Annotated in this window: 18 protein-coding genes; 7 read left to right on the forward strand and 11 right to left on the reverse strand. The window is 74.1% G+C overall.

Annotated features, from left to right (window positions below):
• Nucleotides 1-9: 9 nt before the first annotated feature.
• Nucleotides 10-444, reverse strand: a complete 435-nt coding sequence (locus tag ACZ6CZ_RS19025; RefSeq protein ID WP_469022183.1) for an STAS domain-containing protein — start codon at nucleotides 442-444, stop codon at nucleotides 10-12.
• 135 nt (nucleotides 445-579) lie between these two features.
• Here ACZ6CZ_RS19025 and ACZ6CZ_RS19030 point away from each other — a divergent pair, with 135 nt between their 5' ends.
• From ACZ6CZ_RS19030 to ACZ6CZ_RS19050, 5 genes are all read left to right on the forward strand, one after another.
• Nucleotides 580-936 carry a helix-turn-helix transcriptional regulator gene (locus tag ACZ6CZ_RS19030; RefSeq protein ID WP_469022185.1) on the forward strand — a complete coding sequence of 119 codons (357 nt, stop codon included), beginning with the start codon at nucleotides 580-582 and terminating at the stop codon, nucleotides 934-936.
• 163 nt (nucleotides 937-1,099) lie between these two features.
• The gene (locus ACZ6CZ_RS19035; RefSeq protein ID WP_469022187.1) at nucleotides 1,100-1,846 is read left to right on the forward strand and encodes a TetR-like C-terminal domain-containing protein; all 747 of its coding nucleotides are present in this window, start codon (nucleotides 1,100-1,102) and stop codon (nucleotides 1,844-1,846) included.
• A 40-nt stretch (nucleotides 1,847-1,886) separates the two neighbouring features.
• A complete protein-coding gene (locus ACZ6CZ_RS19040; RefSeq protein WP_469022190.1) occupies nucleotides 1,887-3,038 on the forward strand; it encodes an MAB_1171c family putative transporter in 1,152 nt (383 codons plus the stop codon).
• 363 nt (nucleotides 3,039-3,401) lie between these two features.
• On the forward strand, nucleotides 3,402-3,842 hold the full coding sequence (locus ACZ6CZ_RS19045; protein WP_469022194.1) for a helix-turn-helix domain-containing protein: 441 nt from the start codon (nucleotides 3,402-3,404) through the stop codon (nucleotides 3,840-3,842).
• Nucleotides 3,839-4,417 carry a toxin gene (locus tag ACZ6CZ_RS19050; protein WP_469022197.1) on the forward strand — a complete coding sequence of 193 codons (579 nt, stop codon included), beginning with the start codon at nucleotides 3,839-3,841 and terminating at the stop codon, nucleotides 4,415-4,417. The genes ACZ6CZ_RS19045 and ACZ6CZ_RS19050 overlap by 4 nt, the downstream gene beginning before the upstream one ends.
• A 10-nt stretch (nucleotides 4,418-4,427) precedes the next feature.
• On the opposite strand, the gene ACZ6CZ_RS19055 is transcribed toward ACZ6CZ_RS19050, so the two are convergent.
• Both ACZ6CZ_RS19055 and ACZ6CZ_RS19060 read right to left on the reverse strand, forming a co-directional pair.
• On the reverse strand, nucleotides 4,428-8,012 hold the full coding sequence (locus ACZ6CZ_RS19055; RefSeq protein ID WP_469022200.1) for an aminotransferase class I/II-fold pyridoxal phosphate-dependent enzyme: 3,585 nt from the start codon (nucleotides 8,010-8,012) through the stop codon (nucleotides 4,428-4,430).
• A 26-nt stretch (nucleotides 8,013-8,038) separates the two neighbouring features.
• Nucleotides 8,039-8,980 carry an NAD-dependent epimerase/dehydratase family protein gene (locus ACZ6CZ_RS19060; protein WP_469022203.1) on the reverse strand — a complete coding sequence of 314 codons (942 nt, stop codon included), beginning with the start codon at nucleotides 8,978-8,980 and terminating at the stop codon, nucleotides 8,039-8,041.
• Between the two features lie 138 nt (nucleotides 8,981-9,118).
• Here ACZ6CZ_RS19060 and ACZ6CZ_RS19065 point away from each other — a divergent pair, with 138 nt between their 5' ends.
• Nucleotides 9,119-9,655, forward strand: coding sequence for a cysteine hydrolase family protein (locus tag ACZ6CZ_RS19065; protein ID WP_469022206.1), 537 nt, complete (start codon nucleotides 9,119-9,121; stop codon nucleotides 9,653-9,655).
• A gap of 258 nt (nucleotides 9,656-9,913) precedes the next feature.
• On the opposite strand, the gene ACZ6CZ_RS19070 is transcribed toward ACZ6CZ_RS19065, so the two are convergent.
• Nucleotides 9,914-10,480, reverse strand: coding sequence for a TetR/AcrR family transcriptional regulator (locus ACZ6CZ_RS19070; protein ID WP_469022209.1), 567 nt, complete (start codon nucleotides 10,478-10,480; stop codon nucleotides 9,914-9,916).
• A 94-nt stretch (nucleotides 10,481-10,574) separates the two neighbouring features.
• On the opposite strand from ACZ6CZ_RS19070, the gene ACZ6CZ_RS19075 reads away from it, so the two are divergent.
• Nucleotides 10,575-11,498 carry an SDR family oxidoreductase gene (locus tag ACZ6CZ_RS19075; protein WP_469022212.1) on the forward strand — a complete coding sequence of 308 codons (924 nt, stop codon included), beginning with the start codon at nucleotides 10,575-10,577 and terminating at the stop codon, nucleotides 11,496-11,498.
• Nucleotides 11,499-11,600: 102 nt separating this feature from the next.
• On the opposite strand, the gene ACZ6CZ_RS19080 is transcribed toward ACZ6CZ_RS19075, so the two are convergent.
• The 7 genes from ACZ6CZ_RS19080 to ACZ6CZ_RS19110 form a co-directional block, all read right to left on the reverse strand.
• Complete coding sequence (locus tag ACZ6CZ_RS19080) at nucleotides 11,601-12,707, reverse strand: LLM class flavin-dependent oxidoreductase (protein WP_469022217.1); 1,107 nt, start codon at nucleotides 12,705-12,707, stop codon at nucleotides 11,601-11,603.
• Between the two features lie 29 nt (nucleotides 12,708-12,736).
• Entirely contained in the window at nucleotides 12,737-13,753 is a 1,017-nt protein-coding gene (locus ACZ6CZ_RS19085) for an LLM class F420-dependent oxidoreductase (RefSeq protein WP_469022220.1), read from the reverse strand.
• Nucleotides 13,750-15,420 (reverse strand): ABC transporter substrate-binding protein, encoded by a 1,671-nt coding sequence (locus ACZ6CZ_RS19090; RefSeq protein ID WP_469022222.1) that lies wholly within the window; start codon nucleotides 15,418-15,420, stop codon nucleotides 13,750-13,752. The genes ACZ6CZ_RS19085 and ACZ6CZ_RS19090 overlap by 4 nt, the downstream gene beginning before the upstream one ends.
• A 122-nt stretch (nucleotides 15,421-15,542) precedes the next feature.
• The gene (locus ACZ6CZ_RS19095; RefSeq protein WP_469022224.1) at nucleotides 15,543-16,427 is read right to left on the reverse strand and encodes an ABC transporter ATP-binding protein; all 885 of its coding nucleotides are present in this window, start codon (nucleotides 16,425-16,427) and stop codon (nucleotides 15,543-15,545) included.
• On the reverse strand, nucleotides 16,424-17,284 hold the full coding sequence (locus tag ACZ6CZ_RS19100) for an ABC transporter ATP-binding protein (RefSeq protein ID WP_469022227.1): 861 nt from the start codon (nucleotides 17,282-17,284) through the stop codon (nucleotides 16,424-16,426). The genes ACZ6CZ_RS19095 and ACZ6CZ_RS19100 overlap by 4 nt, the downstream gene beginning before the upstream one ends.
• A complete protein-coding gene (locus ACZ6CZ_RS19105) occupies nucleotides 17,281-18,228 on the reverse strand; it encodes an ABC transporter permease (RefSeq protein WP_469022229.1) in 948 nt (315 codons plus the stop codon). The genes ACZ6CZ_RS19100 and ACZ6CZ_RS19105 overlap by 4 nt, the downstream gene beginning before the upstream one ends.
• A complete protein-coding gene (locus ACZ6CZ_RS19110; protein ID WP_469022232.1) occupies nucleotides 18,225-19,175 on the reverse strand; it encodes an ABC transporter permease in 951 nt (316 codons plus the stop codon). The genes ACZ6CZ_RS19105 and ACZ6CZ_RS19110 overlap by 4 nt, the downstream gene beginning before the upstream one ends.
• Nucleotides 19,176-19,229: the final 54 nt, after the last annotated feature.

A 19,229-nucleotide genomic window follows, 5' to 3' on the forward strand; every position in this document is an offset into this window, starting at 1 on the left:
GGGCCGGGTTCAGGTCCGCGAGAGCACGGCGGGCGGGCCGGGAGGCGGGGCCGGCTGGTCGAAGAGATCCGCGGCGCCCGTCAGCTCCAGCAGGCGCCGCACCGCGGGGCCGGGTGACGCGACGGTGAGGCATTTGCCCTGGGCGAGGGCCCGGTGGCGCAGGGCGAGCAGGACGTTCAGCCCGGCGCAGTCACAGAACCCGACCGCGCTCATGTCCACGTCGATGCCCCCGGCCGAGGCGCCGAGCGCGTCGTCCAGTTCGCGCTGGATCCAGCGGGCGGCGTCGAAGTCCAGTTCACCCCTCAGCACCGCACGCGTGCGCTCACCGTCCGGCACCACCGCGAGTGCCGCCCGGCACGGCACGGGCGCGCGACCGCTCCCGCCGTCCCTGCCTGCGGCGTCCTCCACGATGCGGGACTGCGCCCGCGGCGCAGACTCCGGCATTGCCTTCTCCCTCGCCCGATCACCGGTCTCCTGCCGGCTTCCAGCCTCCACCGGTACACCCATTCCCGTCAACCAATACACGAAAGACAGTACGTGCTTTTGTAATCGTGAATCGCGGCGGGTTATGGTGGAGCCATGGATGGAGTGCCCGAGCCGCACATCGGATGGACGTTTCTGACCAATCACGCTCGCGTCCTGGCTGCCATCGCCGACAACCCGAGCACCCGCATCCGTGACATCGCCGCGCACTGCCGGCTGACCGAGCGTGCGGTGCAAAAGATCATCGGCGACCTGGAACGCGACGGTTACCTCTCCCACACCCGGGAGGGACGCACCAACAACTACCGGATAGACCCCGGCAGGATCCTGCGCCACCCGGCCGAAGCGGGCCTCACGGTGGCCTCGTTGCTCTCGCTGCTGGTCCAGGACGAGGCCGACCGCGGCACGCCCGCCGACTCCCACGGCGACTCCCAGGCCACGGCGGACGCCTGACCCTCCCGGGTGGCACGGGAGTCCGGACCGCCGGGACCCGTTCCGGCCGTTGTCCCGTCCCGGCCGCCGGGGCTCTCGCGGAGGTGGCTGGATCACAACGCTCGGCGGTGGCGCCGGGTCGGCCGTGCTCTTGGCCGTCGTGACCGACCGGTACGGTTTGGCCATGGACGCATCCGGAACTCGCGCCGCCGAGGACAACACCAGTCTCCCGGCGGCCATCAAGGCCACGGCCCGCCGTCTGCTCGCCGAACTGGGCGCGAGCGGGCTGTCGTCGGACGCCGTCGCCAAGGGCGGCAATCTGGCCGCCGGTGATGTGGAGGCCGTCTTCCCGCACCGGGACGACCTGTTGACCGCCCTGCTGATCGACGCCTACAACGCGTCCGGCGCGGCGATGGAACAGGCGGATCAGGCCGCGCGGGCCGCCGGCGCGCCGGCGGGTGCGCGACTCCTCGCGGCCGCACGCGCGTTGCGGCAGTGGTCCTTCGACCACCCCGCCGAGTTCGCCCTGGTGTACGGCTCCCCCGTGCCGGGCTACGACGCCCCGCAGGACACGGTAGCGCCCGCCTCTCGCACCCCCGCCGTGCTGGCCGGCATCGTGGGCGCGGCGCTGGAGGCCGGCGAACTGACCCCGCCGCGGCGGCCCTTGCCCGGGCCGTCCGTACTGCTGCCGGCCGCCGTGGAACTCTTCGGCGGGACGCCCGGGGAACCGTTCTCGGACATCATCGAGCGCGGCATCGTGCTGTGGAGCAGCCTCATCGGTCTGCTGGTGTTCCAGGTCTTCAGCCGCACCCACGACAGCGTCCGCGACGAGGTGGTGTTCTTCGACCACGCCGTCGCCGTCGCGGCCGAGGGCATCGGTCTCGACGTCCCCCTGGCCGACGCGGCCGCCGCCGGCGCCTCCGGCCACTGATCCGTCCACCGCCGCCCACGGCACCCGTGAGAATCAGGTCGTGAACACCACAAGAACCCTCTGCTTCGTCATCGCGGCGCTGTCGTCCTACGCCGCGCTCGTGTACCGGCTGTGCCAGGCACGGCGCAGCCGGCGGGACAGTGCCTACCGCACCCTGGTGATCACTCTGCTGCTTCAGTGCCTCACCTTCACCATGGGTGCCGTAGCCCTGAGCAGCGACAGCTTCCTCGGCGTCGGCAACCTCGCCATCCTGGTGATGCACCTGTCCGCCGTCGCCTTCTGCGTCAGCGCCCAGATCATCCTGCTGCGCTGGGCGGCCGACGACGAGGAGGCCGCGCGCAAGACCCGCTACTGGCTGATCACCGGTGTCACCCTGGACGCGCTGCTGACGGCGCTGTTCTTCGTCGCCGACGGACCCGGCCGCCCGGCGTCGGACTTCGACGGCAGCGGGGAACCGCTGGTCCTGACCTATCTGCTGCTGTTCGTCGTCTCGCAGGCGGTGCCGTGCGTGACGATCTTCCGCCAGTGCGGCCCCTACGCCCGGATGACGGACAAGACCTCGCTGCGGCAGGCGCTGCGGATGCTGTCCGTCGCGGCGGTGATCCTCTTCCTGTACTGCCTGGCGCGGACCGTCAACATCCTCACCGCGGCGGCCGGAACCGACATCGGCGCCTGGAAGGTGGCCGCGTCGGTCTTCAGCGCGGCGGGCATCGTCACGCTCTCCCTCAGCCTGACCATGCCCTCGTGGGCGGCCTACGCGGGCAGGCCGCTGGAGTGGGTGCACAGCTACCGGTCGTACCGGGCCCTGTATCCGCTGTGGCGGGATCTGTACGAGTCCTCGCCGGACATCGTGCTGGAGCCGCCCGGCGCCGCCGTCTCGGACCTCAACTACCGCCTGCACCGGCGCGTGGTGGAGATACGCGACGGCTGGCGCGATCTGCGCCCCTACATCGACCGCACCTTCCACGGCGCCGGACCGGCCGCGCAGGGCGCGAGCGAGGAGTCACGGCAGGCCTTCGCCGAGGCGGCACAGATCAGGCAGGCTCTTCTCGCCAAGCGCACCGGCACGATTCCCGACGACAACAAGGACGTCGGCGATTTCGAGGACCGGGATACGGACAACTTCAGCGCCGAGGTCGCCTGGCTCACCAAAGTCGCCTCCGCCTACAGTAGGCTCGGCAAGGCGGGTTGAGAAACTCCCGCCCGGTCCGCATCCCCCGTCGGACCGGGCGGGTTCTCCCCGCCGGCGTTTCCCCGCTCTCCCGTTCCCCCGTTTCCGCGCCGACGCTCCCCCGTGCCCACCGGCGGTGTCCTCATGAAGCGGACGCCGTGCCCGGTGGTGTTGCCGGGCCTGGCACGACCCATCCCCCGCGGGCCGCGCCAGGCCACCTCGGCCGGCAGTCAACTCGGCCACCCCCGTGAGCCAAGTTAACTGCCAGCTATTGGCGAGGTCCACGGTGGCGGAGTCCTGGCCAATTGTCAACTGACAGCTAATCTGCGAGACTTGCCGATAGCCGAGGGCAAGTCCGAGGAGGTGACGGGAGGGAGAATCGCAGTGTCCGAACCTGACGACCGGCCTCTGCTCGCAGTGCGTCTGGACGACCTCTTCAAGACCGTCCGGCCCAAGGGCAGACACTGGACCAACGCCGAGGTGGCGGAGGAACTGAAGCGGGCCAACCCCGAATTGAAGGTCGGGGGTGTGTATCTGTCGCAGCTGCGGACGGGCAAACGCTCCAACCCCTCACCGGATCTGCTGGCCGCCCTCGCCCGGTTCTTCGGCGTCTCGGTCGCCTACTTCTTCGACGAAAAGGTCGCCGAGTCGGTCCTCAGCGAGATCGCCGCGATCGAGGCACTGCGCCAGGCGGGCGTCCGCGCGGTGGCGATGCGGGCGGCCGGCATGAAGAAGGAGAACCTCCAGGCCATCACGGCCATCATGGACCAGTACCGCCAGTTGCAGGGCCTGCCGCCGGTCACCGACGCGTCGGGGCCCGAGTGAGGGCCCCCAAGATCGGCCGGTCCGCCGACCAGGACCGCCGCAGCCAGCTCAAGAAGCTGCGCAAGGCCGGCGCGCGGCGCATCGCCGCACTCGACCTGCCGAAGGTGGACGACGTGGCCGAGCTGTGCCGCCACCTCGGGCAGGTCCGCGGCCGCCCGATCACGCTGGTCCCGCTCCAGATGCCCGCCTCGCACCCGTGCGGCATGTGGGTCGCCGCCCGCGACGAGGACCTGATCTTCTACGACGCCAACACGACCAGCGCGCATCAGGAGCACATCATCTTGCACGAGCTGGGCCACATCATCTGCTGCCACCGCGGGGCGGGCTGGCTGGACGAGGCGACCGCACGCCTCCTCTTCCCCAACCTCGACCCCGACCTCGTGCGTGACATGCTCCTGCGCGCGACCTACGACGACGTCCAGGAGCAGGAGGCGGAAATCATCGCCTACCTGCTCTCCCAGCGCGTGGGCAGCACCATGGAACGGCAGGGCCCCGCACCCGCCGAGGAGGGCGCCGGCGGCAGGGACGCCGGGAAGAGCGCCACCCTCAGCCGGATCGAACGCACCCTCATCTGACGTGCCGAGGTCATCCGCCGGCGGCCGCCACCTCCTCGGCGAGCACGGACACGGCGTGCCGGACGTCGTCCTCCTGGTGTTCGCTGGTGAGGAAGAACCGCAGCCGCGCGAGGCCTTCCTCGACCACCGGGTGGAAGATCGGGTCGGCGATCACCCCCCGGTCGAACAGCCGGTCCGCGACGCGCAGCACCCGCGCCGAGTCGCCGAGGACGCAGGGCACGATCGGGGTGTGCGCGCTGGAGCCCGTCCGCAGGCCCGCCGCGGAGGCCAGCGTGCGGAAGAGTTCCGCGTTGCGCCGCAGCGCGCGCACCCGGTGCGGCTCGGCCGTCATCAGCTCGGTGGCGGCCAGCGCCGCGGCCGCGTTGGCCGGGGTCAGTCCGACGCTGTACACGAAGCCGGGCAGGGTGTGCCGCAGCCACCGCACCATCCGGGCCGAGCCGCCCAGGTAACCGCCGCAGCTGGCGAAGGCCTTGGACAGGGTGCCCATCCAGAGGTCCACCCCGGAGCGGTCGACGCCGAAGAACTCGCCGACGCCGCGGCCGTGTTCGCCCACCGTGCCGATGCTGTGCGCCTCGTCGACCATCAGCAGGGCGCCGTAGCGCCGCTTCAGCTCGATGACGGCGGGCAGGTCGACGAGGTCGCCGTCCATGCTGTACGCGCCCTCGACGGCGATCAGCACCCGCCGGAACCGGGAGCGGTTGAGCCGCAGCATGTGCTCCAGCCGGTCGATGTCGTTGTGCGCGAACGGTCTGCGCGCCGCCCCCGACAGCGCGCAGCCCTGGAGGATGCTGTCGTGGGCCAGGGCGTCGTGCACCACGAGGTCTCCGGCGCCGACGAGGTGCCCGATCGCGGTCACGTTGGTGGCGTGGCCGCTCACCAGCGCCAGGCAGTCCTCGACGCCGAGGAAGCCGGCGAGGGCCCGCTCCAGGCGCACGGTCAGGTCCCGTTCGCCGGACAGCGGCCGGCTCGCGGAGACGGAGGTGCCGTACCGGTCCACCGCCCGGTGCACGGCCTCGTTGACCGCCGGATGGCCGGAGAGCCCCAGGTAGTTGTAGCTGCCGAAGGACAGGTAGCGCCGGCCTCCGATCACGGTGGTGTCGCGGATGTTGCCCTCGTGGACCCGGAAGTACGGGAAGTCGGCGCCGCTGCCGGTGATCGACTCGAGACGCTGCTCGAACTGGCGGACCTCGGGGAAGTCGTCGACCAGGGCCGTGTCGGCGGCCCAGTCCGCCTGCCGCTGCCCGGGCGGCGGCGCACCGGGACCCGGCTGCCGGGGGAGGTCCGGTTCGGCCAGGGTGATCAGGCGCTCGATGGTGAGGCCGGGCGAGAACAGCTCCTCGGTGCGGAACCCCGGTATCCGCTTGCCGATGCCGACCTCCAGCTCCTGGAGCATCAGCGAGTCGAAGCCGAGGTCGGCGACCAGCGCCATCCGCTCGTCCAGGTCGGACAGGGGGAAGATGCCGGTCCGCGCCACCTCCTCCAGGACGATGGACGCCCCGGACCCGGTGGCCGCGCGCACGGCCTCGGACGCGTCCGGCGCCGGGGACGCGCCAGAGGTGCCGGTTCGCGCGGCGGACGCCGCCGCCGTCTCGGGTGCGTCCGGGGTCGGCGGCCGGTCCGCCCGCTCGCGAGCCGACTCGTCCACCACCCAGTAGTGCCGTGGGGCGAGCGGGCTGGGCGGCAGTGTGCAGGGGGGTGTGCGCCGGTCCGCCGGACGGATGCCGGGACCGGTGACCGCTCGCTGCGCGAGCCGCGTCAGCGCGGCCGTGCGGGCCTGCGCGGACAGCGAACCCGGCGCCGGTACGGCGGCCGCGGGCTGCCCGTCGGCGGCCGCCGTGCCCACGACCAGCCCCGGTCCGAGATCCCCGCCGACGCCCGCCTCCACCGCCTCGGCCGCCGCGGTCAGCTTGCCGACCGCGTCCGCGGTGTCCTGAGCGACCACGGCGAGCCGTTCCGCCGAGGGCGTCCGGCGCGCCAGGGTGTCGGCCACCCCGGCCAGCGGTGGCCGCTCGTCGGCGAGGGTGCGTGCCAGGTCGCGCGCGTAGCGTGCCAGGCCGGCCCGGTCGCGGGCGCCGAGCAGCAGCAGCTGCGGCTCCCCGGCCGGTTCCGGGCGGGCCGGTGCCGCGGCGCACTCCTCCACGACCACGTGGACGCCGGTGCCGCCGAAGCCGAAGGCGCTCACCCCCGCCCGGCGCGGCCCGCCGGAGCGCGGCCACGGCGTCGGCTCGGTGGGGACGGTCAGTCCGGCGGCGTCGAGCGCGGAGCGGTTCGCGAGGTCGAACGCGGGCTGCGGCGGCACGACACCCCGGTGCACGGCCAGGACGGTCTTGACGAGGCCGGCGATGCCGGAGGCGTTCAGCGAGTGCCCGACCACCGCCTTCACCGCGCCGAGGTAGGCGGGCGCGGCCCGCTCACCGCGCAGTTCGCGCAGGACCCCGACCTCGACCGGATCGCCGACCGTGGTGCCGGTGCCGTGCGCCTCCAGGTAGTCGACGGCGCCCGGTGGCAGGCCCGCGTCCCGGTAGGCGCGGCGCAGCGCCCGCAGCTGGCCCTCGGCCTGGGGTTCCATGCCGCCGTGCACGGTGCCGTCGTTGGCCGTGCCGACGCCCCGGAGCACCGCGTAGACGCGGTCGCCGGCCGCCAGCGCGTCGGCCAGCGGCCGCAGCACCAGCACCCCGGCGCCCTCGCCGAGCACGAAGCCGTCGGCCTGCGAGCCGAACGGCAGGCACCGCCCGCTGCGCGAGACGGCGCCGATCCGGCACAGGCCCACCAGCAGGTCGGGCGTCAGCAGCAGTTGGGCGCCGCCGGCGAGCGCGATGCGGCACCGGCCCGCGCGCAGGGCGTGCACGGCGTTGGCCACGGCCATGAGGCCGCCGGAGCAGGCGGAGTCCAGGGCGTAGCTCTCGCCGTGCAGGTCGAACACCGAACTGATGCTGTTGGGGCCCATGTTGAGCAGCAGTCCGGCGACGGACGTGCCGTGCAGCGGCTCGACCGCGCGGATCGTCTCCGGCCACGCGGAGCCGGTCGCCCGGGCCCCGAACTCGCCGCCGCCGAGCTGCCGCATCCGGATGTGCATGGTGCTGATCTCGCGGTAACCGCTCTCGGTGAGCGAGGTGATCACCGAGGTCTCCTCGCGGTCGAAGCCCTCGCTCTCCCATCCGGCGTCCTGGATCGCCTCGCGGGCGAGGTCGATCAGCAGCCGGTGCTGGGGGTCCATCGCGCGGGCCCGGCGCGGCGGGATGCCGTAGTGCACGGCGTCGAAGTGCCCGACGTCCGGCAGCAGCGCCATGGTGTCGGTGTACGCCGCGGAGGAGTCGCGGAAGTTGTCGCTGAGGAAGGCGGCGGAGCGCCACCGGGAGTCGGGGACGGCACCGAACTGCGCCTGCGGATCGGTGAGCAGGCGCCAGTACTGGTTCACGTCCCGCGCCCCGGGGAAGCGGCAGGCCATGCCCACGACGGCGATGTCGTCCCGGCGCGCCGGCGGTGAACTCGCTAAAGCGGCACCGGAGTCGGCGGGCGCCGCGGCTGGGGGCCCGGACGGGGAGGAGGGTATGGACGGATGGGAGAGGTCTGAGGAATCCACTACGGAACCCACGGAGGAATCCTTCGCTGTCACGGATGTCACCCGGTGGCGGCCAGTCGTCCGCGCCACCACTCCACGGTCGCCTCGAGCTGCTCGTCGAGGGGCGTGGCGCGGACCGCGAACTCCGCTTCGTAGGCGCTGGAGTCGATGACGAACGGGCGGTCGAACTGGTAGCGCACTTCCTTGAGTTCGCGCACCAGCGGGGAGAAGAGGCCGACGGCGCCGAGGACCGCCGGAGGCACCCTGCGGACCGCGACCGGCCCCGTCCCCGCCCGGGCGGCGAGGCGGTCGACCATCTCCCGGGTGCTGAGCGGGGGCAGGGTCGGGACGTGCCAGGGGCTGCCCCAGGCCCGTTCCTCGGTGGCGACCTCCGCCATGGCCCTGGCGATGTCGGGGATGTAGGTCCAGCTGTGCGGGGCGTCCGGGTTGCCGAGCGTGGACACCGGCTTGCCGCGCAGCAGCGGGGGCATGACCCGCGCCGCGAGGTGTCCGGCGTCGGTGACGCCCGGTCCGAAGAAGTCCGAGGCCCGGACCTCGACGGCCCTGATGCGGCCCTGCTCGTGCAGCGTGCGCGCCTGCTCCCACAGCGCGGCGCGCACCCGCCCCTTGGGTCCGGTGGCCGCCGGTGGCAGGTCCTCGGTCAGCGGGCCGTCCACCGGGCCGTACGCGTAGAGGTTGCCCAGCATGACCAGGACGGCCCCGGTCTCCTCGGACGCCGTACAGACGGACGAGGCAAGGGGGGGCCATTCGCTCGCCCACCGGTGGTAGGGCGGTGCGGCGCAGTTGTGGATGGCGGCCGCGCCGCGCGCCGCGTCGGCCAGCCGGCGGCTGTCCGTCGCGTCCAGGGCGACGTGCTCGATGCCGGGCTCGGGTTCTCGCCCCGACCGCGTGACGACCCGTACGGAATGACCCTGTTCGGCCAGCAGCCGGGCGGTTGCCGCCCCGGCGGGCCCGAAACCAATAACCACATGAAGACTCACGCTCGCACACTAGCGCGAGTGTGTGCCGCTTCTGTGTCAGCTTCGTCAGGGGTATGCCACGCGCAGCTGCGGGCCCGGATCACGGCCGGAGACGGATGACGAGTTGCCTGAGCGCGCATCAGGGGCAACTGTGGCGGTATGGGCAAGACCGCACTCATCGTCATCGACATGATCAACACGTACGACTTCGAGGATGCCGAACAGCTGCTCCCCTCGGTCGGATCCGTCCTGCCGGCGGTGACCGAGCTGCTGGAGCGGGCCCGGAGCAGTGACGCGCCGGTCATCTACGTCAACGACAACTTCGGCGAGTGGCGTTCGCACCACGGGGAGATGCTGGACCACGCGCTCTCCGGGCCGCACGCCAAGCTCGTCGAGCCGGTGAAACCGGACGAGAACTCCCTCTTCGTGGTCAAGGCCCGCCACTCGATCTTCTACGAGACACCGCTGACCTACCTGCTGCGCCAGCAGGGCATCGAGCGGCTCGTGCTGTGCGGTCAGGTGACGGAGCAGTGCGTGCTGTACTCGGCCCTCGACGCCCACATCCGGCACTTCGACGTCGTCGTGCCCCGGGACGCCGTGGCCCACATCCACGAGGACCTGGCGGACGCCGCGCTGCACATGATGGAGCGCAACATGGGGGCGCGGGTGTGCGAGAGCGGGGAGCTGTGGGCGTGAGCCCGCCGCCCTGAGCGCCACCGGGGTGACGGCCGGACCGGACCGGTGGCGGCTGACCGACGGCCGGCCTGCGCACCGTCAGGCCGGCCGGCCCGGCGCCCGCCGCCCGGGGCCCGCCGCCCGGGGCCCTGGACGACGGGCCTCTGCGATGAGGCGTGGGCCACGGCCCTGCGCACCGGGCCTGGACAATAGGCCCTGCCGGATGGTCTGCGGGATCCGGCGCCGTCAGCGGCGGGGGCGGCGGCCGCGGGCAGCGGCTCAGCCGCCCCCGGCCAGGGACCTCAGCTCGGCCAGGGACTCCCGCATCAGCTCCGCCATCCCGCGCTCCTCGGCCGCCGTGACCCAGCGCTCGAAGCCGACCTTGAAGACGGCGACACCGGCCTCGGCGGCCAGGCTCGCGGCGGGCTCCGCGACGCCGCGCCCGCGCAGGGCCTCGGTGAGCGCGGCGGAGATCGAGGCGAGTTTGATCAGCTCGCGCTCGCGCAGTTCCGCGTTGGCCGCGATGACGGCGTACCGCTGCCGGGCGTGCGCGCGGCCGCCGGCGAACGCCCCGGCGACCGCCTCCAGGCCCGCCGCCACGGCGTCGATCGGCGCTTCCGACGGCCCGGCGGCGGCGACCGCGTCCACGAACAGGTCCCGCAGCGCGCCGGAGCCGTCGAACAGCACCTCGCGCTTGTCGGCGTAGTGCCGGAAGAAGGTCCGTTCGGTGAGGCCGGCCCGTCCGGCGATCTCCGCGACCGTGGTCTGTTCGTACCCGCGCTCGCTGTACAGCTCCAGCGCCGCCTTCGCCAGGCGTCCGCGCGCTCCCGGCTCCCATCTGCCCATGCGCAGATCCTACGTGATGACAGGTGCTGACATCAGGTGTAGCGTCGATGACAGCAACTGACATCACCAGCGCTCGACCGTCTGGAGAACCTCCATGCGCATCTTCGTGACCGGCGCGTCCGGCTGGATCGGCTCCGCCGTCGTCCCGGAACTCATCGGCTCGGGGCACCAGGTCGTCGGACTCGCCCGCTCCGACGCCTCCGCCGCCCGGCTCACCGCGGCCGGGGCCGAGGTGGTCCGCGGCACCGTGGACGACCTCGGCGTACTGCGGGACGCGGCCGCCTCGTCGGACGGCGTGATCCACCTCGCCTTCAAGCACGACATCGCCTTCGGCGGCGACTTCCGGGGCGCCGCCGAGGCCGACCGGCGTGCCGTCGACACCCTCGGTGACGCGCTCGCCGGCACCGGCCGGCCCTTCGTCCTCGCCTCCGGCCTGATGGGCCTGGCGTGCGGGCGGCCGGCGACCGAGCGGGACCGGCCGGAGATCGACGGATCGCCCCTCTCGGTCCGGGCGGCCACCGCCGAGGCGGTGCTCGGGCTCGCCTCGCGCGGTGTCCGCTCCTCCGTGGTACGGCTGTCCCCGACCTGTCACGGCGAGGGCGACAACGGTTTCCTGGCGAGCCTGGCCGCCATCGCCCGGGACAAGGACCTCTCCGGCTACCTCGGCGACGGGTCCAACCGCTGGCCGGCCGTCCACCGCCTGGACGCGGCGCGGCTGTTCCGCCTGGCGGCCGAGCGGGCCCCGGCCGGGTCGGTGCTGCACGGGGTGGCGGAGGAAGGGGTGGCGATCCGTGACGTCGCCGAGGTGATGGGCCGCCACCTCGGGGTGCCGGTGGCCTCCGTGGCCCCCGGGGCGGCCGCCGGGCACTTCACCTGGCTGAGCGACTTCATCGGGCGCGATCTCGCGGCGTCCAGCGACCACACCCGCGCCCTGCTCGACTGGCACCCGGCCCAGCCCGGCCTGCTGGACGACCTCGACAAGGGGCACTACTTCGGCTCCCCGGCCGCCGGCGCCTGACCGGCCGCACCGGCGCCGCCGCCGGTGCCCCCCGCACCGGGACCCCGCGCGCCTCGGGAGCCCCGGCGGGCGCCCGCGGGCGCGGGGAAGGCGCGGCAGAGGTCACCAGCCGCGCCGGCCGTGCGCGGACACCCGGGGCTGCGGCGGGAGGTAGGCGGCGCGGAGCCTGGCGACCAGGTCGCGGCGGAGTTCCCGGTCCTGGTCGGTCTCCGCGGCCATGTCCAGCTGGACGATGTCCACCCCGGCCGCGCGCAGCCAGCCGATGCGGGCGGCCACCGTCTCCGGGGAACCGACGTAGGCGCCGGCCAGCGACCGGTCGACGTAGGCGGACAGCTGGCGGGTGCCGGCCTCCAGGCCGGCGCGCCCGCGCTCGCGGTCGCGGTCGAGTTGGACGGCGTCCACCCACCGGCCGGAGCCGGAGGCCAGCCGGACCGCGTCCCGCCGGATGCCGCGGACCCGTGCCTCGGCCTCCTCGTCGGTGGCCGCGGTGACGACGGTGACGTGCCGCCAGATCCGCAGGGTCCGGCCGTGCGCCGCGGCCGCCGCACGGGCCCGGGTGATGTGCCGGCGCGTGGCCGTCAGCGGCGTGCTGGGGATGGCGTACACCTCGGCGTGCCGGGCGGCGAGTTCGACGCCCTCGGGCGAGGAGCCGCCGAACGACAGAAGTTCCGCGCCCGGCCGCGGCAGCACCCCCGAGCGGGCACCGCGGACCGTGTAGAACTCCCCCTCGTGGTCAAAGCTCTGATGATCCGTCAGGGCGCGTCGAAAGACGTCGAGGTACTCCCCCGCCCTGCGGTAGCGCGCCGCCTTGTCCAGCAGGTCGCCGTCGCGCGCCACGTCGGCGTCGCTGGAGCCGACGATGACGTGGGCGGCGGCCCGGCCCCCGGAGAGCCGGTCCAGGGTGGCGAGCGTCCGCGCGGCCACGGTGGGCGCGGTGGTGCCCACCCGGTGGGCCACCGCGATCCGCAGCCGCCGGGTGGCCGCCAGCGCCCAGCCGGCCACCAGCCAGGGGTCGGGCCACGAACTCGACTGCACCACGAGGGCGCTGTCGAACCCGTCCTCCTCGTTCTCGCGGGCGGTGCGCGCGACGTGCTCCGGGTCGGCGTCACGCTCCGGCGGGTCGGGGGCGAAGCGCAGGGCCTGCCGCTGCGCGGGCGTGTCGCCCCGCACGGGCGCGGCGCGGACACCACCGCGTATGTCGAGTTCCATCCGGGTACCTCCGCGGGGGAGCACGGGTATCAGGCCGCGGCCGGGCCGAGCCTGGTCAGGGTGTCCAGCACCTTGGCCCGGCTGACGAAGACCTCCGGCGGGAGCGACACGTACAGCTGGATCGTCGTCACGCCGGGGCGGTGGTAGCGCAGGATCTTCTCCCGGCACTCCTCCGGGGAGCCGCTGATGAACAGCCCGTCCACGACCTCGTCCGGCAGCGCCTTCTGGGCGCCGTCGATGTCGCCGTCGGCCCACTTCTCGTGCGACTCGCGCAGCAGCTCGCCGTGGCCGAGCCACTCGTGGAACTTGCGGTAGGGCTCGCGGTTGAGGATCCAGGCGAGGAAGGGCCGGGTGGCCCGGTGGGCGTAGTCGGTGTCCTCGGTGGGGCAGACGAACACCTTGACGACGAGTTCCTTGCCGGGCGGCTGCGGGCCGACGGCGTCCAGGATCTTGGGCACGTCCTGCGGGAAGAGCAGGTTGGTGATGGCCCCGTCGCCCTCGCCGAAGCCCAGGCGCAGCATGCCCGGCCGCAGCGCGCCGAGGATCACCTTCACCGGGTCCTGCGGCGGGTGCGGCAGGCGGTAGCCGGTGATGGAGAAGGTGTCGAAGTCGCCGGCGATGTGCTCGCCGCGCAGGGCGCGGGTGACGAACCGCAGGACGTCCCGGGTGCGCTTGTAGGGCTCGTCGAACGGGATGCCGTTGATGTCCGTGACGTGGGCGGGCACCGAGGCGCCGAGCCCCAGCAGCAGCCGTCCCGGAGCGAGCTGGGCGAGGGTGGCGGCGGTCTGGGCGAGGACGGCGGGGCCGCGGGTGTGCACCGGGACGATACCGGTGGCGATGCGCAGGCCCGGCGCCCAGGCGGCGACGGTCGCGAGCGGGGTGAAGGCGTCGGTGCCGCCGCCCTCCGCGCTCCACACGTCGGTGTAGCCGAGGTCGGACAGCCGCTCGACGAGGAAGCGGTGCCGGTCGATGGTGAGCCCGGGCAGCGGCAGGGTGAGACCCCACTTGGGCGGCAGGCCGGGTGCGGGGGTGTGGGAGAGAGTCATGAGGACACCGATACGGTCGTGAGGTCGAGGAACCAGGACTGCGGCTGGACGATCCCGTGCACCTTGGGGGACACGGCCCGGGGGTTGCGGTCGTTGACGACGAACAGCCAGGGGGCATCCGCGGTGACGAGTTGCAGGGCGCGCTTGTAGTCGGCCTCCCGCGCCGTGCGGTCGGTCGCGGCTCCGGCCGAGGCCAGCAACTTGTCGACCTGCGGGTTGCTGTAGTGCCCGGTCCAGAACGGGCTGCCGGTGCCGATGAACAGCGGCAGCAGCGCCTCCGACTGGAAGAGGGTGGTGGACTGCGCGATGGCCTGCGAGTCCCGGGCCACCTTGCCCTTGGCCTCCGCGCCGATCAGCGTCGACCAGTCGGTCGTGCGGATCGTCACCTTGATGCCGACGGCGGCCAGGTCGCGCTGTACGGCCTCGGCGATCGGCACCGGGACGAGGTTGCCGGAACCGCCGGTGGGGACGGTGACGGTGGTCGAGAACCCCTTGGCGTAGCCGGCCTCGGCGAGCAGCCGGCGGGCCTTGGCGGGATCGTGGTCGTAGGTGTCGCCGGCCGGGTCGTAGGCGAAGGTGCCGCGCGGGACGGCCTGCCGGGCGGGGTCGGCGGTGCCGTGCAGCAGGTTCTTCGCGATGACGTCGCGGTCGATGGCGTAGTTCGCGGCCCTGCGCACCCGGGGGTCGCTCCAGGGCTTCTGCGCGGTGTCCAGGATCCAGTACCAGAGGTGGTCGTAGCTGTTGGTGACGATCTTGGCGCCGTCGGCCTCCAGGCTCGGGATGTCGTCGGGGTTCGGGTACTCGATCCAGTTGACGCTGCCCGAGCGCAGGGCGGCGGTCCGCGCGGCGGCGTCGGGCAGCGCCTTCACCACGAGCTTGTCCAGCTTGGGGGCGCCGCGCCAGTAGTCGTCGAAGCGCGCGAGCTCGATCTGCTCCCCGGCCTGCTGGCGGACGAAGCGGAACGGGCCGGTGCCGACGGGGTGCTGGGAGAACGTGGCCGATCCGGTCTTGCGGACGGCGGTGGGGCTGGCGATGAGGACGTGCGCGAGGTCCTGCGGGAAGTGCCCGTTGGGCTGCTTCGTGACCAGCCGTACGCGGTCGCCGGGCAGCTTCTTGTACGAGGTGATGTCGCCCGCGTACTCACCGGCGGCCGCGCCGAGGGCGTCCGTGTAGTAAGGGCTCTTCTTGTCGAGGTAGCGGTCGAGGTTGAACAGGACCGCGTCGGCGTCGAAGGCGGTACCGTCCTGGAACTTCACATGCTTGCGCAGGGTGAAGGTCCAGGTCCTGTGGTCCCCCGCGACCTTCCAGGAGGTGGCCAGGGCGCCGGTGATCTCGGACGGGCCGTCGGTCTTCGACAGGTCGTAGCGGGTGAGGCCCTCGTACAGCTGGAAGCTGACGAGCCGCTTGCCCTCGAAGCCGGCGCCGCCGATGACGGTGTCGGGGTTGGGCAGCTTGCCCGTGGCGCCGATGACGAGGGTGCCGCCGGACCCGGCGCCGCCCGAGCCGCCGTCCGCGGCGGAGCCGGTGCCGCAGCCGGCCGCGGCGAACGGCAGCAGCAGCGCGGCGGCCAGGGCGGCCGCGCGCGGGCGGCTGCGTCGTCGGCGGCGCACCGCGAGGTGGCCGGATGGGTGCTGGTGGTGCGTCATGGAGTCCTCGTCGTTCTTCACGGGTCGGTCGGTGTGGTGCGCTCGGTGTGGTGCGGTCGGTGTCGTGCTCGGGCGGGTGTCTCGGTGTCGTGCCCTGGCGGGCGTTCGGTGGGCCGGTCCGGCGGGGAGCGGCGGTCCGGACTTCAGCGGGTGGTCGGTTCGCCGGCCGGGGCCGGCTGGGAGGGTTCGGGGCTGCCGTCGCCGTCGGCGGCGAGCAGCGCCCGGGTGTAGGGGTGGCGGGGGGCCTGCCACAGCTCGGCCGTGCCGGCCTCCTCCACGACGCGCCCGTGGCGCAGCACCACGACCCGGTGGGCCAGTTGCCGTACGACGGCCAGGTCGTGGGAGATGAACAGGTAGGCCAGGCCAAGGCGTTGCTGGAGGTCGGCGAGCAGGTCGAGGACCTGGGCCTGGACGGTGGTGTCCAGGGCGGAGGTCGGCTCGTCGCAGACCAGAAGGTCCGGCCCGGTCGCCAGGGCACGGGCGATGGCCACGCGCTGGACCTGCCCGCCCGACAGCTCGCGCGGGAAGCGGCGGCCCAGGGCGGGGTCCAGGCCGACCTTGCGGAAGAGGTCGGCGACGATCGCGGGCCGTTCGGCGCGCGGGGTGCCGTGGACACGCAGCGGGAACGCGACCGCTTCCGCTGCGCGCAGCGCGGGGTTGAGGGAGCCGCGGGGGTGCTGCGGCACGAACTGCAACCGGGCGCGGTCGCGGCGCCCCGCGGGTCCGCGCAGCCGTCGGGGGTCCAGGCCGTCGAAGCGTACGGTGCCCGAGTCGGGGGCGAGCAGGCCGAGCGCCAGCCGGGCCAGGGTCGACTTGCCGGAGCCGGACTCGCCGACGAGCCCGACGGTCTCGGCGCCCGCCACGCGGAGGGAGACGCCGTCGACGGCGAGGTGTCCGTGCCGGTAGCGCTTGGACACCTGGTCGACGCGCAGGAGGTCACGGGTCGGCGCGGCCGTCGGGGCCGGTTCGGCGGCCGGGGCCGGTCCGGCCGCCGGGGCCGGTCCGGCCGCCGGGGATGTCCGGGTCATCGGGTTCCTCCCGGCCGAGCGGCCACCAGTGCGGCGGCGTAGGGGTGTTCGGGGGCGCTGAGCAGTCGGTGCACGGGGCCGCTCTCGACGATCCGTCCGGCGCGCATCACCGCCGCGCGGTGGCCGATGCGGCGGGCGACGCCGATGTCGTGCGTGACCAGCAGCAGGGCGATGCCGCGTTCGGTGAGCAGACGGCCGAACAGGTCGACGACGCGGGCGCGCACCAGGGCGTCCAGCGCGGTGGTGGGTTCGTCGGCGATCAGCAGTCCCGGTGCGCAGGCCAGGGCGAGGGCGAGGGCGGCGCGCTGGCGCTGTCCGCCGGACAGCTGGTGCGGATGGCTGCGGGCCACCCGGTCGGGTTCGGTGATCCCGGCGTCCGCCAGCAGCCCGGGCACGGCCTGCCGGGCGGCGCGGCGGCCGGTGACGACGCGGTGGCGCAGCAGTACCTCGGTGAGCTGCGCACCGATCCGGCGCAACGGGTCGAGTGCGGCGGCGGGGTCCTGCGGGACGTAGCCGATGCGGCGTCCGCGTACGTCGGACAGGGCGCGCTCGCCGAGGCCGAGCAGGTCGGTGCCGGACAGGCGCACGCTGCCGCTCACCCGGGCGCCGCGGCCGGCGAGACCGAGGACGGTGCGGGCCAGGGTGGACTTGCCGCTGCCGGACTCGCCGAGCAGCACCAGCGCCTCGCCGGGCGGCACGGTCAGCGACACGCCGTCCACGGCCCGCACCGCGCCGCCCGCCGCGCCGTGGGTGACCGTCAGGTTCTCCACCTCGAGGCGTTCCGGGGCCGGGGCACTCACCGCGCGGGCTCCCGTCTCCTGAGCGCTCGTCGTACGGGCACGGGGCGGGGCGGTCATCGTGCGGCCTCCGTGCGCGGGGTGCGGTCGGCGCCGGTGCCGCGGCGCAGCGCCTCACCGAGGGTGTTGAAGACGACGGAGACGAGGAGGATGGTGAGCGCGGGCAGCACCGCGACACCCGGGTGGGTCAGCAGGGCGGGCCTGAGTTCGTCGAGCATCGCGCCCCATTCGGCGGCCGGCGGCGGTACGCCCAGGCCGAGGAAGGACAGTCCGGCCGCGTAGACGATGGCCAGCCCCACCAGGGAGGACGCGTAGACGAGCAGCACCGGTGCGACGACCGGGGCGACCTGGCGCAGGCCGACGCTCAACGCGCCGGCCCCGCTGACTCGGGCGGCCTCCAGGTACTCGGCGGTGCGGATGCGCCGTACCTCGGAGAAGGCGACGCGGGTCACCGCCGGGGTGAGGACGACGGACAGGGACACCACGGTGGCGAGCAGGCCGGGCTGCATCACGGTGGCGACGGTGATCGCCAGCAGCACGCCCGGGAAGGCGTAGAGCACGTCCAGGGTGCGCAGCAGGGCGTGTTCGGTGAGGTGGCCGCCGAGTCCGGCGGCGATGCCGAGGAGGGCACCGGCGACAGTGGCGACGGCGACCGGGAGCACTCCGCCCAGCAGGGAGGGCCCCGCGGCGACCAGCAGGCGGCTCAGCACGTCGCGGCCCTGGGAGTCCGTGCCCAGCGGGTGCCCGGCGCTGCCCGGCGGCAGCAGCCGCTCCCGCAGGCTCCCGGCGTCGGGGTCGTCGGGCGCCAGCAGCGGGCCGGTGACGGCGAGGAGCAGCAGGACGGCGGCGAGGACCGCCGGGATCAGCAGCCCCGGGCGCACGCCGTACGGGAGGAACCGGCGCACGGAGCCGGACGGGCCGCCGGGGGGGCCGCCGCCGTCGGCGGGGTTCACGGCGCCCTTCGCGGTCGCCGCGGCGGGACTCCTGCCGGGGGCCGGGGTCACAGCGCACCTCGCAGCCGGGGGTCGATGAGGGCGTGCGCGGTGTCGACGACGATGTTGACGCCGACGAAGGCGACGGCGACCAGCAGGACGCCGGCCTGGATCAGCGGCAGGTCGCGCGCGGTGAGGGCGTCGTACAGCAGCCGGCCGACGCCGGGCCAGGCGAACAGGGTCTCCACGAACACCACCCCCTCCAGCAGGTAGGCCAGTTGGAGTCCGCCGATGGTGAGCAGCGCCGGGGCCGCGTTGTGCACGCAGTGGCGCAGTACGGCCGCGCGGCGCAGGCCCCGGGCGCGCAGGCCGTCGGCGAGGTCGGAGTGCAGGACGGCCGTCAGGGCGGCGCCGAAGACGCGGGCGGTCAGACCGAGCGGGACGAGTGCCGAGGCGAGGGCGGGCAGCACCAGGTGGCGCAGCCGGTCGGCGGTGCCGCCCCCGGCGAACAGGTCCTCGGTGCCGCCGGCCGGGAACCAGCGCAGCCCGACGGCGAACACGGCGATGAGCAGCAGCGCCACCGAGTACTGCGGGGCGGAGACGGCCAGCGTGCTCAGTCCTCGCGACAGCCGGGCCGCGGGCCCCTCGGGGCGGGCGGCGCCCAGGGCGCCCAGCAGGACGCCCCCGGTGAGCACGAGCAGGAAGGCGGCGCCCGCGAGGAGGAGGGTCTGCCCGAGGGCCGGCAGCAGCAGGTCGCCGACGGGCCGCTGCGCCGCGACGGAGACGCCGAGGTCGCCCTGGAGCGCGTGCCACAGCCAGTGCCCGTACCGCAGGGGCAGCGGCTCGCCCGTCCCGATCCGCTCGGCGAGCCGGCGCCTGGCCTCGGCGGGCGCACCGGGACCCAGCAGCGCGGTCACCGGGTCGCCGGGGACGAGGGCCACGGCGGCGAAGACGACGACGGTGACGCCCCAGAGCGTGGGAACGGCGAGCAGCAGGCGTCGTGCGAGGTACCGCCTCATCCGCCGGCCTCCCGGTGCGCGGCGCCGGGACGGCCGGCGGGCGGACGTGGGTGG

It is taken from the genome of Streptomyces sp. NPDC041135, from assembly GCF_055592085.1.